The organism is Ensifer sp. 22521 (assembly GCF_052044795.1).
Taxonomy (GTDB): domain Bacteria; phylum Pseudomonadota; class Alphaproteobacteria; order Rhizobiales; family Rhizobiaceae; genus Ensifer.
Map to the genome: position 1 here is coordinate 36,264 of NZ_JBQENM010000020.1, position 19,747 is coordinate 56,010.

Annotated in this window: 17 protein-coding genes; 2 read left to right on the forward strand and 15 right to left on the reverse strand. The window is 64.0% G+C overall.

What is annotated here, in order from left to right:
• Positions 1 to 31: 31 nt before the first annotated feature.
• The 15 genes from ACTJKE_RS25840 to ACTJKE_RS25910 form a co-directional block, all read right to left on the reverse strand.
• Positions 32 to 970, reverse strand: coding sequence for a sugar phosphate isomerase/epimerase family protein (locus ACTJKE_RS25840; protein WP_058326774.1), 939 nt, complete (start codon positions 968 to 970; stop codon positions 32 to 34).
• 14 nt (positions 971 to 984) lie between these two features.
• Positions 985 to 1,830, reverse strand: coding sequence for a TIGR01459 family HAD-type hydrolase (locus tag ACTJKE_RS25845; protein WP_058326775.1), 846 nt, complete (start codon positions 1,828 to 1,830; stop codon positions 985 to 987).
• Positions 1,827 to 3,107, reverse strand: a complete 1,281-nt coding sequence (locus ACTJKE_RS25850; RefSeq protein WP_440692876.1) for an FGGY-family carbohydrate kinase — start codon at positions 3,105 to 3,107, stop codon at positions 1,827 to 1,829. Before ACTJKE_RS25850 ends, ACTJKE_RS25845 begins: the two co-directional genes overlap by 4 nt.
• On the reverse strand, positions 3,104 to 4,156 hold the full coding sequence (locus ACTJKE_RS25855; protein WP_113514441.1) for a class II aldolase: 1,053 nt from the start codon (positions 4,154 to 4,156) through the stop codon (positions 3,104 to 3,106). The genes ACTJKE_RS25850 and ACTJKE_RS25855 overlap by 4 nt, the downstream gene beginning before the upstream one ends.
• Positions 4,157 to 4,167: 11 nt before the next feature.
• Entirely contained in the window at positions 4,168 to 5,703 is a 1,536-nt protein-coding gene (locus ACTJKE_RS25860) for a glycerol-3-phosphate dehydrogenase (protein ID WP_440692879.1), read from the reverse strand.
• A 12-nt stretch (positions 5,704 to 5,715) separates the two neighbouring features.
• Positions 5,716 to 6,378, reverse strand: coding sequence for a class II aldolase/adducin family protein (locus tag ACTJKE_RS25865; RefSeq protein WP_058326777.1), 663 nt, complete (start codon positions 6,376 to 6,378; stop codon positions 5,716 to 5,718).
• Positions 6,379 to 6,388: 10 nt separating this feature from the next.
• Positions 6,389 to 7,426 (reverse strand): 2-hydroxyacid dehydrogenase, encoded by a 1,038-nt coding sequence (locus tag ACTJKE_RS25870; RefSeq protein ID WP_440692881.1) that lies wholly within the window; start codon positions 7,424 to 7,426, stop codon positions 6,389 to 6,391.
• Positions 7,423 to 9,000, reverse strand: a complete 1,578-nt coding sequence (locus ACTJKE_RS25875) for an FGGY-family carbohydrate kinase (protein ID WP_440692883.1) — start codon at positions 8,998 to 9,000, stop codon at positions 7,423 to 7,425. The genes ACTJKE_RS25870 and ACTJKE_RS25875 overlap by 4 nt, the downstream gene beginning before the upstream one ends.
• Positions 9,000 to 10,124, reverse strand: a complete 1,125-nt coding sequence (locus tag ACTJKE_RS25880) for an ABC transporter ATP-binding protein (protein WP_113514445.1) — start codon at positions 10,122 to 10,124, stop codon at positions 9,000 to 9,002. Before ACTJKE_RS25880 ends, ACTJKE_RS25875 begins: the two co-directional genes overlap by 1 nt.
• Complete coding sequence (locus tag ACTJKE_RS25885; RefSeq protein WP_113514447.1) at positions 10,121 to 11,239, reverse strand: ABC transporter ATP-binding protein; 1,119 nt, start codon at positions 11,237 to 11,239, stop codon at positions 10,121 to 10,123. The genes ACTJKE_RS25880 and ACTJKE_RS25885 overlap by 4 nt, the downstream gene beginning before the upstream one ends.
• Before the next feature lie 3 nt (positions 11,240 to 11,242).
• Positions 11,243 to 12,100, reverse strand: coding sequence for a carbohydrate ABC transporter permease (locus tag ACTJKE_RS25890; protein WP_057253349.1), 858 nt, complete (start codon positions 12,098 to 12,100; stop codon positions 11,243 to 11,245).
• Between the two features lie 11 nt (positions 12,101 to 12,111).
• A complete protein-coding gene (locus tag ACTJKE_RS25895) occupies positions 12,112 to 13,035 on the reverse strand; it encodes a carbohydrate ABC transporter permease (protein ID WP_113514449.1) in 924 nt (307 codons plus the stop codon).
• A 185-nt stretch (positions 13,036 to 13,220) separates the two neighbouring features.
• The gene (locus tag ACTJKE_RS25900) at positions 13,221 to 14,663 is read right to left on the reverse strand and encodes an extracellular solute-binding protein (RefSeq protein ID WP_440692886.1); all 1,443 of its coding nucleotides are present in this window, start codon (positions 14,661 to 14,663) and stop codon (positions 13,221 to 13,223) included.
• A 122-nt stretch (positions 14,664 to 14,785) separates the two neighbouring features.
• The gene (locus ACTJKE_RS25905; RefSeq protein ID WP_057254368.1) at positions 14,786 to 15,751 is read right to left on the reverse strand and encodes a sugar-binding transcriptional regulator; all 966 of its coding nucleotides are present in this window, start codon (positions 15,749 to 15,751) and stop codon (positions 14,786 to 14,788) included.
• Positions 15,752 to 16,315: 564 nt separating this feature from the next.
• Positions 16,316 to 17,086: a helix-turn-helix transcriptional regulator gene (locus ACTJKE_RS25910; protein ID WP_440692941.1), complete on the reverse strand. Its 771-nt coding sequence runs from the start codon at positions 17,084 to 17,086 to the stop codon at positions 16,316 to 16,318.
• Positions 17,087 to 17,305: 219 nt separating this feature from the next.
• Between ACTJKE_RS25910 and ACTJKE_RS25915 the strand changes: the two genes are divergently transcribed.
• Both ACTJKE_RS25915 and ACTJKE_RS25920 read left to right on the forward strand, forming a co-directional pair.
• Positions 17,306 to 18,388 (forward strand): ABC transporter ATP-binding protein, encoded by a 1,083-nt coding sequence (locus ACTJKE_RS25915; protein ID WP_110878442.1) that lies wholly within the window; start codon positions 17,306 to 17,308, stop codon positions 18,386 to 18,388.
• Between the two features lie 70 nt (positions 18,389 to 18,458).
• Positions 18,459 to 19,619: a polyamine ABC transporter substrate-binding protein gene (locus ACTJKE_RS25920; RefSeq protein ID WP_440692888.1), complete on the forward strand. Its 1,161-nt coding sequence runs from the start codon at positions 18,459 to 18,461 to the stop codon at positions 19,617 to 19,619.
• Positions 19,620 to 19,747 lie beyond the last annotated feature (128 nt).

Sequence of the window (19,747 nt, forward strand, 5' to 3'; positions counted from 1 at the left end):
TTCAATTTCTATGGTGTGATTTTGTGATATTTCAATGTGATTTCTGTGGGCGATTAAAGCCCGTGTCGATGTAAGGTTCCCAGAATTCGACGGACTCCCGGATCATCTCGACCACGTTGTGATCGGTCGGCTCGCGCTCGCGGAAGGAAAGCTCCAGGCAGATCTCGTTATCGGTGCCGCCACCGGCTTTGACTGCGCCGATCAGCTTGTCGGGCGTGATGCGGCCGTCCCTGTTGTAGGCGGCGGTGAACGGCCAGTGGCCGCCCTTATTCATCGACGACTGCTTGATGTGGATGATCGGCGAGCGCTCGGGGAACGCCCCGGCCCAGGCATAGGGATCGATATCATCGGGATTGTCCGAGGTGACGTCGCCATGGTCGATATCGACCATCATCTTCATCGGAATCGGCAGATCGGCCTCGGCCAGCCGCCGGTCGAGCGATCGGCATTCCTCGATCGTGTGGCCGAATTCGCGGCCGACCGACATCGGCTCCCAGAAGACGTAGGAGAGCCCCGCCGCCTTGCCGTGCTCTGCCACTTCGCGCCAGCATTCGATGGCGATCCGCATCATCTCCTCGCGCCGCGCCGGATCGTCGTAATCCTTCAGCGTGAAGATCGCGAACTGCGTGCCCATGCCGGACGCGCCGAGTTCGGCGGAGATATCGGCAAAGGTCTTGAACCAGTCGACATAGTATCGTCGGACATCCGGGTCCGGATGGCCGAAATGGTTGAGCCGGCCATAGGGCCCGGTCATGCCCGAGGTGACCTTCACGCCGGTGCGATCAAGCGCCCGCCGAAACTGTCTGAGGGTCTTGGCGATCGTCGCCGCCGGCCAGCCGGGATTGACGAATTCATGGGTCAACTGCACGTAGCCGATGCGGATCTGGTCGGCGATGGTGTCGATCAGGTCGTCGGCCTCGGCGAAGCGGTTGACCAGCGGATTGGTGTTGAGCGACAGCGTGAAGGCCACGACCTTACTCCCGGCTACCAGTGAAATTTCGGAAGGATGAAATCGGGAGACGCGCCGTGCTCGGCAAAGAGCCGGCGACGTTCCTCGTCCACGGCGTGTTCCAGGATCCCAGTCATCACCAGCACGGAATGCAGCCCCGCATTCGCCGCACCGGCGATGTCATGCTCTATGCTGTCGCCGATGGCACAGACCCGCGTCGGATCGGGATGACCGAGGAAGTCGAGCGCGAGCGCGTAGATGTCGGCGAAGGGCTTGCCGATCCAGCGCACCTTGCCGCCAAGTTCTTCGTAGAGGTCGGCGATGCGACCGGCACCAAAGGCGGTACCCGTCTTCGTCAGCATCACCTTGTCGGGATTGGTACAGAGGCAGGGAACGCCACGCGCGGCCGCCGGTGCCAGCAGCGCCTCATAGTGAGAGAGCGGATAGAGATCGCCTTCGCTCGCCGAAAGCAGCACGATATCGGCATCAGCGCCGCTTGTCGTGCGCTCGAGGTCGAGCCCTTTGATCGGCGACAGATCGTTGTCACGGCTGATCAGCAGGCACTTGCGCGGCGTGCCTGCGCTGCCTGCGCCTTCTCGCTTGAGGATCTGCCAGGCGACCTCCCCCGAAGTCAGGAACCAGTCCCAGCTGCCGGCGGCAAAGCCGATGTCTACAAGGCGACGGTCGTTCTCCGCGGAACGTTTGCCCGAGTTGGAGAGGATGATGATGCGTTTTCCGGCATCCTTCAGCCGCACCAGCGTGTCGGCCGCCACCGGATACGGACCGCGCCCGTCGCGCAGCACGCCGAACTGGTCGATCAGGAAGGCGTCGTAGCGATCGGCAATCTCGCTGAGGCCGGCGATCGTCTCGATAACCGTCACAGCACACCCGCCTTTCTGGCGCCGGCAAGCGCAAGCCGCGCCGTGCCGGCGGCTGCCTCTTCGGACAGAACCGGCAGGAATGGGACGCCGAGCTTGCGCATGCGGATTGCGGTCCAGGCCGCATTCTTCGCGCCGCCGCCAACGCTGCGGAGCGAACGGAGCGCCGGTCCGCCGAGCTCGGTCAGCCGCTGGTAGGCAAGGCTCTCGACCCCGGCGATGCCTTCGAAGATTGCCTTGAGAAAGGTGGCATCATCGGCCGGCCGTGGGCTCATCCGCGGCAGAAAATCCGGATCGGCGACCGGAAAACGCTCGCCGGGTTTGACGAGCGGATAGTAGTCGAGCCCGGTATCGACGACCGGGTTGATCTTCTCAGAAAGCACGGCGATCCTTTCCGGCGAGAAATGCTCGGCGAGCACCACCCCGCCGGTATTGGATGCCCCGCCCGCAAGCCACATCTCGCCGATGCGGTGGCTGTAAAGCCCGTATTCCGGCGCAAACAGCGGCCGTTCGGAGAGCATCTTCACCGTCAAAGTCGTGCCAAGCGCGCTGACGCCGTCCCCCGGCTGATCGGCGCCCGTTGCCAGGAACGAGGCGCACCCGTCCGTGGTGCCGGCAACGACCACCACGGCGGCTGAAAGCCCGAAGGCTTCAGCCGCTGCCGGCGCGATGGTCGCGATCGGCGCGCCGGCTGGCAGCACGTCTGGCAAAAGCTCGACACGCGCTCCCGTCCTTCCGATCCACTCCGGCCACGAGCGTGATACCGGGTCGTAGCCAGTCTTGAGGGCATTGTTTTCGTCGGAGACATCATAGAGCCCGGTGAAATGCCCAGCGAGCCAATCGGCTTGATGGATCACCCGGAAAACATCCGGCACCGACTGGAAGGCGAGAAGCTTGGCAAGGCCGGATGTGGCGCCATGGGCGGCGCTCTCCCGCGGCGCATGGTTAGCGATCGCATCGAGAAGAGCGCGGTCGCCAACCGGGTCGTTGTACATCATCGGCGTCGCCAGCGGCGCACCGCTTTGATCGACCGGCAGCATCGTTCCGGACGTGCCGTCGATCGCGAGCGCTGTAACCTGTCGCCTGTCGATACTTCCGAGCGTTTCGCCGAGCGCCGCCTGCACCGCCTTCCACCAGCCGATGGGATCGCGATGATCCCCGGAGAAGGACGCGAGTCTCGCCGCACCCGATGCGACGACGACGCCATCCGCGGCCATGGCCACTGCCCGCGCGCCCGAGGTGCCAATATCGATGCCGAGGACCAGCTTGTCACCGCTCATTGCAGCACCTGTCCGGCGCAGTTGAGCTGCTGGCGGTATTTCTCAGCATCCCATCCGAGAAGTTCCGCGTTTTCCGCTTCCGTCAGGTAGCGCAGGCGAGCATCCGCCGGAATGCGTGCCGTCACATCGGCAAGGCACCGCGCCATGGCGAAGGCGCCGGCGGACATCTCCTTCTGCACCAGCACGCCCTTGCCGGGGAAAAGCAGCAACGGCGGCAGGCTCTCGCCGGCAGCACGCCGCTTCGCCTCGATCGCAAGCGCGGTCTCGCCGGGAGCGGCTACTACGACGCCCTTGCCGAGGAAAATCACGTGGTCGGGATAGAGGCTGCCGCCGGCGGCAAGCCGGCAACTGTCGAGATCGGCCGCCACCGTGTGCAGGTACGGATCCTCCGGCAGCCGGTAGTCGCTGTCGACGGCAAGCCGCGAAAGCGCCGCCACATCAGCAGCCGGCGCCTCCCGCCTCTGCCCGGTCAGGCAGCGCGTGATGTCGGTCAGCAGGATGGTCGCATCGACCACGCTCTCGGCAGCGACGACAAGGCCATGATTGCCGAGGACCAGCACCGATGTGTTGTCCTGCACCCGTTCGGCGATCGCCCTGGCCAGCGGCAGGCCCGGCCGCGCATAGGGCACAAAGACATGCGGAAAGCCGGCAAGCCGCTCGGCAGCGATCGCAGCACCGTTGGTCTGCACGGCCGTCGCGATCGTCTCGACGCAGTGCACATGCACGACCACTCTTTGCGGCATCAGCGCATGCACCGTCGTTTCGATCGAAGGGCGCAGGCCCGAGGGGTTGCGCTCGGCAATCACGAAGTCCTGGGCCTTCTCCGTCGCCGGATCGCTCCGCTCCAGCGCATCGAGCAAGGGATCGAGCGCCACCGGCACCATGACATCGCGCTGGCGCGCATGGGCCAGCCAGAAGCCCGAGGCCTTGATCCAGAGCGCCCCACCCTCCTTGATCGAGGTATTGCCGCCCGCCCCCTGCACCAGCAGCGGATCCGACCCGATACGGGCCGAAAGATCGAGAAGCGCTTCGAATTCCAGACTTCGCATCTCAGTCTCCTTCAGGCCGCCGCCTGCTGGCGTTCCAGCCAATGGGTGAAGGCCTGCCGCTCGGCCAGTGTCATGTGCAGGCCGTGTTTTGTCCGACGGTCGAGAATGTCGTCCGCCGTCAGCGCCCATTCGTTTTCGATGAGGAAGCGCGCCTCGCGCTCACGAAGGAGCGAACCGAAGGCCCGCCCGAGATCCTCGACCGCGGTGGCACCGGCGAGCAGCGCATGCGTCCGCGTGCCGTAGAGCCGCGCATAATGCTTGGCGAGATCGGCGGGCAGCCAGCGGTAGCGCGCCTTGAGATCACCCAGGAACTGCTCGAAATCGGCATCCGCCATATCGCCGCCCGGCAGATGCGCGCTCGCCGTCCAGGCTGGCCCCATCTTGTGGAAGAAGGGCTTCAGCCGTTCCAATGCATGTTCGGAAAGCTTGCGGAACGTGGTGATCTTGCCGCCGAAGACCGAGAGCAGAGGCGCCTGGCCATCGGCCGCATCGACCTCGAAGATGTAGTCGCGGGTGACGGCGGAGGGGTTTTCGGCATTGTCGTCATAGAGCGGGCGCACGCCGGAGAAGCTGTAGACGATATCGTCAGAGGTCAGTTGTTGCTTGAAGTAGCGGTTTACCGACTTCAGCAGATAGCTGACCTCGTTGCCGTCGGCCGATACGTCCTCCGGCCGGCCTTCGTAAGGGATATCCGTCGTCCCGATCAGCGCCAGGTCATTCTGGTAGGGGTTGATGAAGATCACCCGCTTGTCCGGGTTCTGCACCAGGTAGGCCTGCCGTCCCTCCCAGAACTTCGGCACGACGATGTGGCTGCCCTTGACCAGGCGCACGCTGCGGCTGGAGTTCAGCCCGCCGATCCGGCCGATGACGTCGTTGACCCAGGGGCCGGCCGTGTTGACCACACACCGCGCCCTCGCCTCGGTCTTCGCCCCGGTTCGCGTATCGGTCATCTCGATAAACCAGAGCCCGTCCCGCCGGCGGATCGCGCTGCAGGCGGTGCGCGTCAAGACCCGGGCGCCACGGGAGCGTGCATCGAGCGCGTTCAGAACCACGAGGCGGGCGTCATCCACCCAACAGTCGGAATACTCGAACGCCCTGCGATACTCGCGCTTGATCGGCGCGCCCTCAGGCGCGGTCGAAAGATTGAGGCTCCGCGTCCCCGGCAGCCGTTTGCGTCCGCCGAGATGGTCATAGAGGAAGAGCCCGAGCCGCACGAGCCAGGCCGGCCGATCCTCCGGGTTGTGCGGCAGCACGAAACGCATCGGCCAGATGATGTGCGGCGCGGACTGAAGCAGCACCTCGCGTTCGATCAGCGCCTCGCGCACCAGACGAAACTCGTAATATTCGAGATAGCGCAGACCGCCATGCACCAGCTTGCCCGAACGCGAGCTCGTGCCCTGCGCCAGATCGTCCTTCTCGCACAAGAGAACCGAAAGCCCTCGCCCGGCGGCGTCGCGCGCAATGCCCGCGCCATTGACGCCGCCGCCGATGACAAACAGATCATACACTCTGGTCTCGGAACCCACCGTCGTTACTCCTGTCGCCATCGCCGCCATGCCTCACGCCGCCTTCGTCTTGTCCTGCAGGCCATAGGTGGAGAAGCCCTCGATCACGCCTGATATCTCGGCCTCCGACAGGAGCACCGGGCCGCCGATCAGCAGCGTGTGGTAGTACTGCTTGGCGATCGTCTCGAGCTCGACCGCCGCCCACATCGCCTTCTCCAGGCTCGCGCCGGTCGCGATCATGCCGTGGTTCGCCATCAGGCAGGCACTGCGGCCTTCGAGGGCGCGCAAGACGCTGTCGGAGAGCGCCTTGGTGCCATAGCGCTCGTAGTCCGCGACGCGCACATCACTGCCGCCGAAGGCCGCGATCATGTAGTGGCACGCCGGGATCGGCTTGCGGGCGATCGCCAGAATGGTCGAATACATCGCATGGGTGTGGACGACGGCACCGACCTCCGGCCGAGCGCGCAGGATATCCAGGTGAAACGGCCATTCGACCGACGGCTTCTTCGGCCCTGACCAGCTTCCGTATTCGCCCTCGATCTGCATGGCGACGATCATCTCGGACGTCATCTCGTCATAGGGAATGCCCGAGGGCGTCACCAGCATGGTCTCGCCGTGACGCAGGCTGATATTGCCCGACGTGCCCTGGTTGAGCCCGATGGCGTTCATGTGGCGGCAATGGTCGACGATCGACTGGCGCAGTTCGCGTTCGCTCATAACTGTCACCTCAGCAGGGATGAACCGGCGGCAGGCCGGCGATGTAGCGGCGGACTTCCTCGGCCGCCATTTCGGCGGCAAAGGTCACGGTGCGCACCGAGGCGCCGGCGATATGCGGCGTCAGCGTCACATTGGGGAGTTGCAGCAGCGGCCAATCCTCCGGTACCGGCTCCACGGCGAAGGTCTCCAGCATCGCCGCCGAGAGATGGCCGCTCAGCAGGTTTTCATAGAGCGCGTCGTAGTCGCAGAGCGGGCCACGCGCCGTGTTCACGAAGATCGCGCCCGGCTTCATCTTGGCGAAGGTCTCGGCGTTCATCATATTGCGCGTCTCCTCCGTGACGCGGGGATGCAGCGTCACGAGGTCCGAGCAGGACAGAAGATCGTCGAGCGAGACCTGCTCGACGCCAGCATTGAGGTCGTCCGCCGAAAGCTGCACATAGGGGTCGTGCACCAGCACCTTGGTGCCGAAGGCGCGCAGCAGACGCACGACCTTCGTGCCGATATTGCCGTAACCGATGACGCCAACGGTCATTTCGCAGAGTTCGCGGCCGGTGCGGTCGGCGCGATAGAGATCGCCGCGCCATTCGCCCTTGCGCAGCGCCTCATGCCCGGTGCGGATCAGCCGCGTCTCGGCGAGGATCGCGCCGAGCGTGAATTCGGCAACGGCGCTCGCATTGCGGCCGGGCGTGTTGACGACGCGCACACCTGCGTCGCGCGCCGCACCCATGTCGATATTCACAGGTCCGCCGCGCGAGACCGCGACGAGCTTGAGGCCGGGCAGTGCCGCAAGCATCCCTCGCGACAGCGGCGCCAGCTGCGTCACCAGGATTTCCGCGTCACCGATGAATTCGACGATGTCCTCGGGCTTGCCGAGGTATTCCTTCAGCCCGTCCATGCCTTCGACGGCATAGCCGTGCTCCATCGGCACATCGGGCCAGGGCAGTTCGAGCGTGCGGATGTCATGGCCGTTGCCGGTCGCCTCGACGATCTTGTCGCGGAAGACGTCCGGCAGCATGAACCGGTCGCCGATAATGGCTATCTTCTTCATTTCGGTCTTTCCTGTTGATTTCCGGCGTCAACACCTTGGGAGAGTGCGTGCCAGACGGGTCTGAGCGCTGTTCGCGACTGCTGGTAGGCGGGGAAGAGTTCGTCAAAGCGACAGCTAAGCACCGGATCGGCGGCTTCCGCCGGTCGTTGGTAGGGGGTGACCCAATCGCCGAGGCAATCGGCCATCGAGGGATAGATGCCGAGCGAGACGGCGGCGATCATGGCAGCACCGGCAGCACCCGCCTCTTCCCGTTCGCTCGTCTGGACGCTGGCGCCGAGCGCCGCTCCGAGGATGCGGCGGAGCGAGGCGCTGCGGGCAGCACCACCCGTCAGCTGGATGCGCGCCGGCAGCGGCCCCATTTCCGCGTAGCAATCGCGCGCCGCCATGGCGAGCCCGTCAAAGACCGCCTTCACCATGTCGCCGAAACCGTGGGTGATCGAGAGGCCGACGAAGGAGGCGCGGGCCGAGGCGTCGACGAAAGGCCCGCGCTCGCCCGCCTCCGAGATATAGGGCTGGAAGATCAGCGGCGTGTCCTTGGCGTCCGCAAGCCAGCCGTCGACATGGGAAAGCAGTTCGTCCTTCGATTTTTCGACGCCCATGCCCTTGAGCAGCCCGGATGCCACCGACAGGATCCAGTCGATGTTGAGCGTCGCTGCCATATTCGACTGCATCTGCGCATAGGTGCCCGGGATCGGCATGCACATGGTGTAGCCGGTCAAGTCGCGGTTGAGGCGCACATCGTCGGCACCGTTGGCCAGTCGCATATGCATGCCGGTCGAACCGATGATCGAGCAGCCAGTATCGGTGCCGGGATCATAGAGGCCGGCACCGAGCGCGGTGCAGACCACATCGACGTAACCGAGCACAACAGGCGTGCCTTCGGTGAGCCCCGTGATGCGAGCGGCTTCGGCCGAAAGCAGGTGATGGGTCGAGGCACCATCGACGATCTCGGGCAGCACATGCTTCAGCTTTTCGAGGCCGAGGAAGGCGATGACGTCGTCGTTGTAGCTGCGGGTGCGGAAATTGCCGAAGCTGAAATTGGCCTCGGATGGGTCGGTCGCCCGCTTGCCGGTCAGCCTGAAATAGAGCCAGTCCTTGCAATGGAACGTCGTTGCGACGCCGTTCAACATGTCGGGCGCATGGTCGTGCATCCAGCGAAGCTGCGGGCCCTGCTGGCAGGCGGCGAGCCCCACGCCGGTGCTTAGAAAGCGGGCGATATCACCGCTGTCGGCGCGTAGCCGCTCCACCGTCTCGCCGGCGCGCGCATCAAGCCAGAGCCAGCCCTTGCCAACGGGCTCGCCTGCCCTGTCGATCATCCAGGTGCCATCCCCCTGACCGGTCACCGCGATCGCGGCAACACGGCCAGGGAGGTTTTCGATCTTGTCGGAGAGCTGCTTGAGCGTCGCGGCCGCATCGGCCCAGGTGCGGTCGAGATCCTGCACGCTGCCGGCGCGGCCCACGGCCTCATAGGCGTTCGGCAGGGCCGCCATGGCGATCTGCCGACCGCGCAGGTCGAAGGCCACCGATTTGATGACCGACGTCCCCGCATCTATGCCGATGAGGATATCCCGCATCAGGCGAGCTCCTGTCCATGGCTGATCGCCCGGCCGCTTTCGCCGTCGAAGACATGCAGGCTCGACGGGTCGAGATGGATACCGATCGGCTGGCCGACATCAAGCTCCGTCCGGTCGTGCTCGACCAGCACCATGGTGCCGCCGGCAAAATCCGCGGCGATATGGGTCTGGTCACCCAGCCATTGGTTGACGGCCACGCGGCCGGTGACGCCGTCGGCGCTGCGGCGCACCGAATAGGGCCGGATGCCGAGCACCACCTTCTGCCGCTGAACCAGCGCATCACGCACCGCATGCGAGAAGTCCGAGGCTGGATATTCGAGCCGCACGCCATCCTTGAGGCCGAAGGCAACTTTGCTCTCCGATCCCGAAACGCTGGCCTCGAAGACGTTCATCGGCGGCTCGCCGACGAAGGTGCCGGTGAAGAGATTGGCCGGCCGCTCCTTGATCTTCTGCGGGGTGTCGAACTGCTGCAGCACCCCGCCTTCCATGACGGCGATGCGGTCGGCGAGCGCGTTGGCCTCGGTCTGGTCGTGGGTGACGAGGATCGCCGTCAGCCCGCGCTCCTTGATGTAGTGCTTGATGCGGCCGCGAAGCAGCGCGCGAAGCTGCGGCTCCAGTTGTCCCATCGGCTCGTCGAGCAGATGCAGGCTGGCATCGCGGATGAGAGCCCGCCCAAGCGAGGCGCGCTGCTGCTGGCCGCCGGAGATCGAGCTCGGGTAACGGCCGAGAATGTCCTCGATTTCCAGAAGCTTGGCGATACCAGCCACCTTCTCGTCTACGACGCCCTGCGAAAGCTTCGAAGCCTTCAGCGCGAAGGCGATGTTCTCGCGCACCGTCAGCGGCGGGTAGAGCGAATAGCCCTCAAACGCCATGGCGACGTTGCGGCGCACCGGAGCAAACGTCTGCACTTCGCGCCCGGCAAGCGAGATCGTGCCACGCGAGACCGCCTCGAAGCCGGCGATCATCCGCAATGTCGAGGTCTTGCCGCAGCCGGACGAGCCGAGCAGCGCGATGATCTCGCCCTTCTGAACATCCATGTTCAGCTTCTTCACGGCATGCACGCCGTAATCGACAGGGCCGTAGAACTTGTCGACGTCCTTGATCAAAAGAGCGGTGTCGGTCATGCCGCTTCTCCATTGCGCTTGGCTGCAAGGTCGGCGCGCGGCAGCAGGGCGCCGCTCGTCTTGTCGAAGAGGAAGGCCTGCGCGCCATTGACGGCAATATGGGCCGGGCCGGCGACCGGACCAGGCGTACCAGCTGGACGCGACACCAGGATTTCGCGGCCGCGGGCGGTCAGTGCCAGCGTCACGGTCTTTTCGTTGAGCGGCGTTTCCGCCTCTACCGTCACGGGAATGGCGCCAGGTGCTGCCGCATCGACGAAACTGATCGCCTCCGGCCTGAGCCCGAGAACGCACGGACTGCCGACGACATCGGCGCCATAGTCGCCGAGCCGCACCCGGACATTCGAGAGCTCGACGAAGACGTCTCCGCCGCCACGCTGCGGCACGACATCGAGCAGGTTGATGGTGGGATCGCCGAAGAGCCGCGCGATCTCGATATCAGCCGGCGCATTGTAGATTTCCTGCGGCGTTCCGACCTGGCGGATGCGGCCAGCGGCCATGACGGCGATGCGGTCACCGAGCGCCATCGCCTCCTTGTAGTCCTGGGTGACGTAGACGACGGTTGCGCCTTGCGCCGCGAGCAGCCGCGGCAGTTCCAGCCGCATCTCGAAGCGGAGCTTTGCATCGACGTTGCGCAAGGGATCATCGAGCAGCAGAAGCGGCGGCGAGCCGACGAGCGCGCGGGCAAGCGCGGTCCGCTGCTTCTGGCCGTTGGAAAGCGCCTTTGGGTGATGGCTCAGCACATGGTCGATCTTCAGCAGTTTCGCGACCTTCTGCACGCCGGCGGCGATCCTGTCCTTCGACGATTTCGTCGCCGTCAGCGGGCTTGCGATATTGTCGAAGGCGCTCATGTGCGGGAAGAGCGCAAAGTTCTGGAAGGCCATGCCGACACCGCGATGCTCGGCATCGACGTCGGTCATGTCCTCGCCGCCGATCAGCACCCTGCCCTCGTCCGGCTCGATGACGCCGGCGACCAATCGCAGCAGCACGGTCTTGCCGGCACCGGAAGGGCCGAAGAGCACCAGCCGCTCGCCATCGGCGACGTCGAGCGTCAGGTCGTCGAGAACCGTCTGGCTCTTGTAGCGCTTGACGATATTCTTCAGTTGCAGCGTGGTCATGAGTTACCCTTTCACCGCGCCGAGCGACAGGCCTTCGACGAGGTAGCGCTGGGCGTAGAGTGCAAGTGCGAGCGTCGGCGTGACCGAGAGCACGATGGCGGCGGCGATCTGCCCGTACTGGATGCCCGAGGACGTGACGAAGGCGAGCGCGCCCACCGTCACCGGCTGCTTGTCGGCGGACGCCAGCACCAGCGCGAAGACGAAGTTGTTCCAGGCGAAGATGAAGGCGAGCAGGCCGGCGGCGGCAATGCCGGGTCCGGCGAGCGGCAGGGCGATCTTGCGGAAGGTCGCAAACCAAGAATGGCCGGCGATGCGATAGGCATATTCGACGTCGGCCGAGATATCCTCGAAGTAGCCGCGCACGATCCAGAGGATGAGTGGCAGGCAGATGAGCTGGTAGACCCAGATCAGGCCGAAATAGGTGTTGGAGAGGCCGAGCCACTGGAAATACTGCGTCAGCGGCAGTAGCACCAGGAGCGGCGGCGCGAAGCGGAAGGACAGCAGCGTAAACGCGATGTCCTCCGAACCTTTGAACTTGTGGCGGGCAAACGCATAGGCCGCGGGCACGCCGAGCACGAGCGCTACGGCAACGGAGGCGACCGACAGGAAGATCGAGTTGCCGAGATTGCGCATGAAGGCGATGTCGAGCGTACCGGCCGCCGTCTGCAGCTTGCCGGTGATCAGCGCCGCATAGTTCGAGAGCGTCGGCGAGAACACGATCGACGGTGGGATGGCGAGGATCGTCTCGTTCGTCTGGAACGACATCAGGAAGATCCAGAAGATCGGGAACATGAAGAAGACGACGACGAGCGTGAGGGCGAGACCGCGCAAGACCCGTTCGAGCGGAGACATGGTTTCCATTGGTCCCTCCCTTAAGCTTCGCCGCGAGCGCGTTCGCGCAGCCGCAGCCAGTTCTTGATGAAGACGTTGGACAGCGTGTAGGTGATCGCCCACAGGATGATCAGAAGCGCTGCCGAACGACCGACATTGGTCGACTGGAAGAAGTTGAGATAGGCCTCGACCTGGAAGACGGTGAGCGTGTTGCCGGGTCCGCCTTGCGTCATCGCATAGATGATGTCGAACTGCTGGATGCTGTCGAGCAGCCGGAACAGCGTCGCCGTCAGGATATAGGGCGTCAGCATCGGAAGCGTGATGCGGAAGAAGACGAAGCTGCGCGGCACGCCGTCGAGGGCCGCCGCCTCGAAGGGCTGCGTCGGCAGCGAGCGCAGACCCGCCAGAAGCAGGATCATGATGAAGGGCGTGTAGACCCAGATATCGACGAGCACGACGGTCAAGAGTGCCGTATCCGGCGACGACGCCCAGCGGAAGTCATGCAGGCCGATGAGGCTTGCGAGATAGCTGAGAATGCCGAAGCTCGGATTGGTCATCAGCTTCCACATCAGCGCGGCCAGCGCCGGCGCGATCATCAGCGGCAGAAGCAGCATGATCGAGATGAAGTTGTTGATGGTCGAGCGCCGCTGCAGCAGCAGCGCGATGCCAAGGCCGAGCAGCAGTTCCAGCGTCACGGTGATGCCGGCATAAAGCAGCGACACCTTGAGCGTGTTCCAGAAGGCCGGGTCGGTGACGAAGTTGAGATAGTTTTCGCCCCAGTTGAACTGGCGCGCCCAGGGCTGGCTCAGCCGATAGCGCTGGAAGGAATAGATTACCGCCGTGAAAAACGGGATGAGGATGCCGATGCACACGAGCAGCGCCGGCAGGCTCAGCACATAGGGAAGCATCTTCCTGCTGATCCTGAAACCGGAGGCCGGTCTGCGGAGGGTTTCTGTTGAAGCCATGTCGAGCTCCGTTCCTGAAGTCTTGAAAGAGCACGCGGCACGCGGGAGCCTTTAGGCGCCGCGCCAGTCCCTCGGCATCTCGGGTTGATTTCGGTGCAACCTCAAACCGGTCGCAACAGGCCGGCTCAGCCGGCATCTCGGGATGCCCGGCACTTGTCAGTGCCGGGCATCGCTTGGGAGGCCTATCAGCCGAGACCCGCCTCTTGGAGCTGGCGGTTGATGCTTTCTGCAAGCTGGTCGAGACCTTCATCGACAGGCACCTGCTTGGCGACCATCTTCTGCAGCGTCGCCGCCCATTCGGTGGTGACGTCGAAGAACAGCGGCTGCGGCGTGAACTTGATGGAGGCGCCGGCGGCCGAGGCGTCGAACATTTCGACGTAACCCGGATACTTGCCGTTCAGCTTCTCGCGGAAGATCTCGTCCTTCCAGATCGACTGGCGAACCGGATCGACGAAGTCCATCTTGGTGGCGCCGAACAGCGCATGCTCCGGACCGGAGGCCCATTGCAGGAAGTACCAGGTGGCGTCCTTGTCCTTGGAGAAGTTGGACATGGCGAGCGACCAGATCCAGATGTTCGGCGTCGAGGCTGTCGCTTCCGGGTTTGCGGCAAAGGCGGCATAGCCGAGCTTGCCAGCCATCTTGTTGTCGCCGCCGTTCATGAAGTAGCCCAGGCAATCGGCGTCGAAGATCATCGCCGATGCGCCGGCGCCAAGGTCGGTGCCGACCTGATACCAGGTATAGGTCGACCAGTCCTTCGGGCCGCTTTCCTGGATCATCTGCACGAACTTGGCGTGATAGGCCTTCGATTCCGCGGTGTTCATCGCCGCCGACAGCTTGCCGTCCGCGCCGACGTTCAGGTCCTTCTGGTTGAAGTTGGCATAACCCGACAGGAAGCCCGGATGGATCGTTGCCCAGGAGCGCGAACCACGCACGCCGATGCCGTAAATGCCGCCGATGTCCTTCTGCAGCTTGGCCGCAACCGCGATCATGTCGTCGAGGTTCTTCGGCAATTCGACGCCGGCCTTGTCGAACATCTCGCGGTTATAGGTGATGTTGTTCTGCTCGAACGCCCACGGAATGCACCATTGCTTGGCGTCTTCGGACCCAAGCGCCCCGCCCGGCTGGCCGTTCCAGGCGCAGGAGTTCTTCACGCCGGCGAGGAAATCGTCCCAATTGTAGTTGGGATTGGTCTTGGTCGGATCCTTGATCCATTCGTTGAGGTCGGCGATCCAGCCGGCCGGGCCATAGGTCCAGGTCATGTAGGCGCCGGTCATGAAGGCGTCGTATTCGGCCGAGCCCGACGACAGCGCCGCCGTCACCTTGTCGAAATAGACGTCTTCCGGAAAGACGTCATAGGTGACCTCGATGCCGGTCAGATCCTTGAAGGCCTGCAGGTTGGCGATCATCGCATCGGCGTAAGGGTGCTTGTTCAAAAGCAGCTTCAGCTTCTTGCCGGAATGCGCCTTCCAGTCGAAATCGGCGGCGAGCGCCTGGGTCGACATCATGTTGAACAACGTGCCGGCCGTGCCGGCGGTCAGGCCTGCGGCACCCAATCCCTTGAGCATGCCACGGCGGTCCACCTCCCCACGCAGGAATGCGCTGATGAGGTCCTTCTCCTTCTCGTACATTCGTCTTCTCCTCCGTTGCGGGTATGATTGCGACTGCCGGCTACCCCACCGGTATTCCTCCCTTTAAGGCCTGGACGGCAGATCCTCCCTGCCCTCCGCAATGGCCCCGAATGTTCAGCGCCTCATGCGCTCTCAGCGGCAAGCGCCCGTGCAGTCCGCTCGTCGGTGATGAGGCCGCTCAGGTGCCCGCTTGCGAGCACGGCGCGAATGGCCGGCACCTTGATCTTGCCGCCGGCCACGGCAACCGTGCGGCGGTTCTTCAGGTCGTCGCGGCTGAGCGTGAAGGTCCGGTCGGACAACGCTGTTTCGACTGGTGCGCCGTCCTTGTCGAAGAAGTGGCCGAGCAGCTCACCCATCGCCCCGCCCTTCTGGATCTCCTCGATCTCGCTCGTCTCGATCATGCCGGTCGAGACCAGCGACGCCTCTCGCTCGACGGTGCCGATGCCGACCATCAGCAGGTCGGCGGTCTTGGCGAGATCGAAGACCTCGCGCACGCCACGCTGGCTGAAGAGCACGTCGCGATCCTCGACCGTGTTGGCGAAGAACGGCACCGGCATGACATAGGCCTCCGCACCGGTGCGCTCGGCGAGCCGGTGGATCACGTCATGCGGGTTGGCCGAGAACTTGCGGGTGAGCCCGCCGAGCAGCGACACGAAGCGGGTGTTGCCGCTTGCCATGCGCGGCAGATATTCGACGCACGCGGCAAGCGTGCGGCCGTGGCCGACGCCGACCAGTGCCGTCTCGCCGCGCTCGATCTCGCGCTTCAGGAACTGCGCGCCGGAAATGCCGAGCGCCTTCAGGGGCAGATCGTCGGAATCGAAGTCCGGCACCACCTCGCAATAGTCGAGGCCAAAGCGGGCCGAAAGCGCCTGCTCGAGTTCGACGCATTCGGAGACTTCGCCGTCGATATAGACCTTCACCAGCCCTTCCTGGTTGGCCTTCATGATCAGCCGGTGGGCTTTGAGCGATGTAAGGCCGAGTCGCTTGGCGACCTCGGCCTGGGTCAGCCCGCCGGCATAGTGCAGCCAGGCCGCCCGCGTCGCCATGCTGGTCTCGTCGTCACGAATGCCTGTCCCACCAATCGTCATTGTCTCCACCCGGTCCTTGTTGCGCTGCATGATAATTTTTGCATCGCGTGATATTTTTATCCGTTAATGAAAGAAATTTCATGGCGTGCAAAAAATGTCAAGCAAGAACGTGCGCGACGCGATCACAGTTTGTGGATCGGCGGGGAGTGATGTGGATTAGGGCGTGTTTGATGCGGGTGTCAGGGGCGGAGACCCGATGATCGCCGCCGGCCGGAACGGCACAAAACCGTAGCGAAGGCTTGAATGCATCGGTCGTCGGCGAAAGCGGCACCAATCCGTATCGACGATAGGAATGTCGGTTAAACTGCTGCCACGGGCGGGCCGGCAGCTGAGGAAACGAACGAAAGCCAAATCCTCCTGATTCCTGTGCCCGTCACAGGAATCCAGTCAGCGCAAGTCTTTGGGCTGAAAGGACTTTTGACCCGGCAGACGCCGGGTCGCTGGATTCCCGCCACAAGGGCGAGGATGAGGGAGAGCGGGGTGCACTGCACCTCAAACAAGGCATTCTCAGCGGCTCGCCGACACGCTGACCGACCAAAACGCCGGCCTGCGGCTCAGCCCTTCTTACTGGCCGAGATTGCGGAGATAAAGCGAGAGAAGCTGCGTCTGCGAGGAAATGCCGAGCTTGCGGTAGACGTTCCGGCGGTGAACCTTGACCGTACCGGTGGAGATGCCGAGCCTGAGGCCGATCGATTCCGACGAATGGCCCTGCAGAACCAGTTCGATGATCGAGGATTCCCGCTCCGTCAGATTGAGATGCTGCCAGACGCCATCGGCCGGTGGATGCGTCGCCTTGCGGCGGCTGCGGCCGGTTTTCGCCAGCGCCGCATCGAACCGTCGGCCGAGACCCGCCCAATGATGGCGCACCAGTGCCGAGACCAGCGGCTCGACCTTCTTCAACAGGGCGAATTCCGCGGCGCTGAACGGCCCCGTCGCCTCGCGCCGCATCAGCGACAGCACGACGGTGATCTGCTCGTCGACCGGCACGAAGAAGCCGACTTCCTCCGCAAGCCCGGTCTGCACATAGTAGGTGCGGTAGTATTCCGAGGAGAAGAACCGATCGGGCGCAAGCTCCCGCATCCGCCAGATGCCCGGCTTGCCCTGTGACGCCGCATGGTAGAACGGGTCAAGCAGATAGGGCCCCGCCTGGTAGAGGCTGACGAAAAGCACATGATCCTTGGCGTTGAAGGTGCTGAAGAGATCGATCGGCCGTTCCTTGCCGCGATAGGCAAAGACGACCACATAGTCGAAGGTCATCAGCGTCGACATCAGCCGCCGATAGGCGGTGCCGACCGCCTCGTCGTCTAGCGCAGGACCTGCCACCAACGGTGCCATGACCTGAAAAAGCCCCTCGAGATCGACGCTCAAACCGCCCTCCCGGCCGATATTTCCTGCTCCGGGGTATACTCCTCACACAGAGCATTCCGCGTTGAAATACCTCTCTCGGGGTATATACCGGCAGGGTACGCGCTGACTAGGCTGCATATCAATGACGGTGGAGTGCCAGGACGGGAGATTCCTGGCTGCATCCGAAAACAACCGCAGGGAACAGACGTGACATCCGCTTCGACGAACGACATCGAATTCCGTTCGGTTGCCAAACGTTATGGCGCCGTGACGGCCGTATCGGACATTAATCTCGAGGTGCCGCGTGGCGCCTTCATGGCGCTTCTCGGGCCTTCCGGCTGCGGCAAGACCACCTGCCTGCGCATGATCGGCGGCTTCGAGCAGCCGAGCGAGGGCACGGTCTTCATCAGCGGCGAGCCGATGAACGGCGTTGCCGCCTACAGGCGCCCGGTCAACATGGTGTTCCAGCACTATGCGCTGTTTCCCCATCTCGACGTCGAGCAGAACGTCTCTTACGGGCTCCGGCAGATGCGGCCGCGCATATCAGGCGCCGAGATTTCGCGCCGCGCCCAGGAGGCGCTGGAAATGGTGCGGCTCGGCGGCTTCGGCAAACGCCGCATCCATGAAATGTCCGGCGGCCAGCAGCAGCGCGTGGCGCTTGCCCGCGCCATCGTCAACAAGCCGAAGGTGCTTTTGCTCGACGAGCCGCTGGCGGCCCTCGACAAGAAGTTGCGCACCGCCATGCAGATCGAGCTGCAGACGCTGCAGCGCGAGCTCGGCATCACCTTCGTGCTCGTCACCCACGATCAGGAAGAAGCGCTGTCGATGAGCGATTTTGTCTGCGTCATGAATGCCGGCCGCATCGTCCAGGTCGGCCCGCCGCAGGAGATCTACGATCGTCCCGCAAGCCTCTTCGTCGCCGATTTCGTCGGCAAGACCAACCGCATCGATGCGACCGTCGACGGCGCCTCGTCGCTTGTCCTTGCCAACGGCGCCCGCTTCGCCACCCCTGCCGTCAATGGAACGAAGGGTGCGGCAACGGTGGCGCTCAGGCCCGAAGCGATCCGCCTGACGCGCAACGGCGCCGCCAGCGCAGACGCGCTTGCCGGCACCGTCACTCACCGGATCTTTTTGGGCTCAGCCGTCGAATACTCCGTCGCGGTCGACGGGCTCGGCGATTTCCTGGTGACGGCCGACCGTCGGACGCTCGGCGACAGCGAACTGGTGGAGCCCGGCGAAAAGGTCGGCCTCGCCTTCGATCCGAACGCGCTGCACGTCTTTCCAGCCTGAACTCTCCCGGCCTCACCAAGCCGGTTCTGCCGCCTACGCATGAACGTCAAACGATAAAGGGAACAGCGTCATGAGCAAATGGTACAGAGAAAATGCCCCTATCACCGCCGATCAGCTCTCGGACGAACTGATGCGCCTGAAGCGCGGCTCGGTTACGCGCCGCCACTTCCTCGGCGTCACCGGCCTCGGGCTTGCGACCGCAGTTCTCGCGCACCAGCCGGGCCTCTTCAACTCCACCGCCTTTGCCGGCGATCTCGGCACGCAGATGTCGATCGCCACCTGGCCGAACTACCATGACCCCGCGACCTTCGAGGCCTTCCAGGCGGCGACCGGCGTCGCCGTCGAGGTCAATGTCTTCGGCTCCAACGAGGAAATGCTGGCGAAGCTCCAGGCCGGCGGCACCGGTTGGGACCTCTTCGTTCCCACCAACTACACGATCTCGACCTATGTGAAGCTCGGCCTCATCGACGAGCTCGATCTGTCGAAGCTGCCGAATTACGACGCCTCGACCGAGACGGCGCGCTTCACAAACGAAGGCGTCGTCGACGGCAAGACCTATGCCGTGCCGAAGAACTGGGGCACAACCGGCATCGCGCTCAACTCCGGAAAGATCAAGACGCCGGTGACCAGCTGGAAGGACTTCTTCGAGATCGCCATGACCGAGGCCGACGGCCGCGCCATGGTCCACGACTACCAGCTCACCACCATCGGCAATGCGCTGGTATCGCTTGGGTTTTCCTTCAACTCGATCAAGCCGGACGAACTAGCCAAGGCCGAGGAGCTGCTGATCAAGGTGAAGCCGCATCTCTACGCCATCAACAGCGACTACCAGCCGTCGATGCGCGCGACCGATGCCTGGATGACCATGTGCTGGACCAATGACGGCGCCCAGCTCAACCGCGACATGCCGGAAATCCAGTTCGTGCTCGGCAAGGACGGTGGTGAAATCTGGTCGGATTTCTACGCGATCCCGAAGAGTGCCGCCAACAAGGCCGCCGGCTATGCCCTGCTGAACTATCTGATGGCGCCGGAAAACGCCATGAAGGAGCACATCGCCAACGGCGCACCGACCACCGACAGCCGCGTGCTGAAGCTGCTGCCGGCCGACGTGACCGGCAACAAGATCGTCTATCCGGACGAGGCATCGCTGACCCCGCTCGAATTCGGCGCCGCCGTGACGCTGACCGACCCCGGCCGCGCCGAACTGATGGCGCGCTTCAAGTCGGCTTGAACCTGGAAATTGCCCCTCATCCGCCTGCCGGCACCTTCTCCCCGCTTGCGGGGAGAAGGAACAAGCGGCGAGCTCCCTGCCCTCTTGATTCTGTCGGAAGAGAGGGACCGAGCGAGGGCCACGAGTGT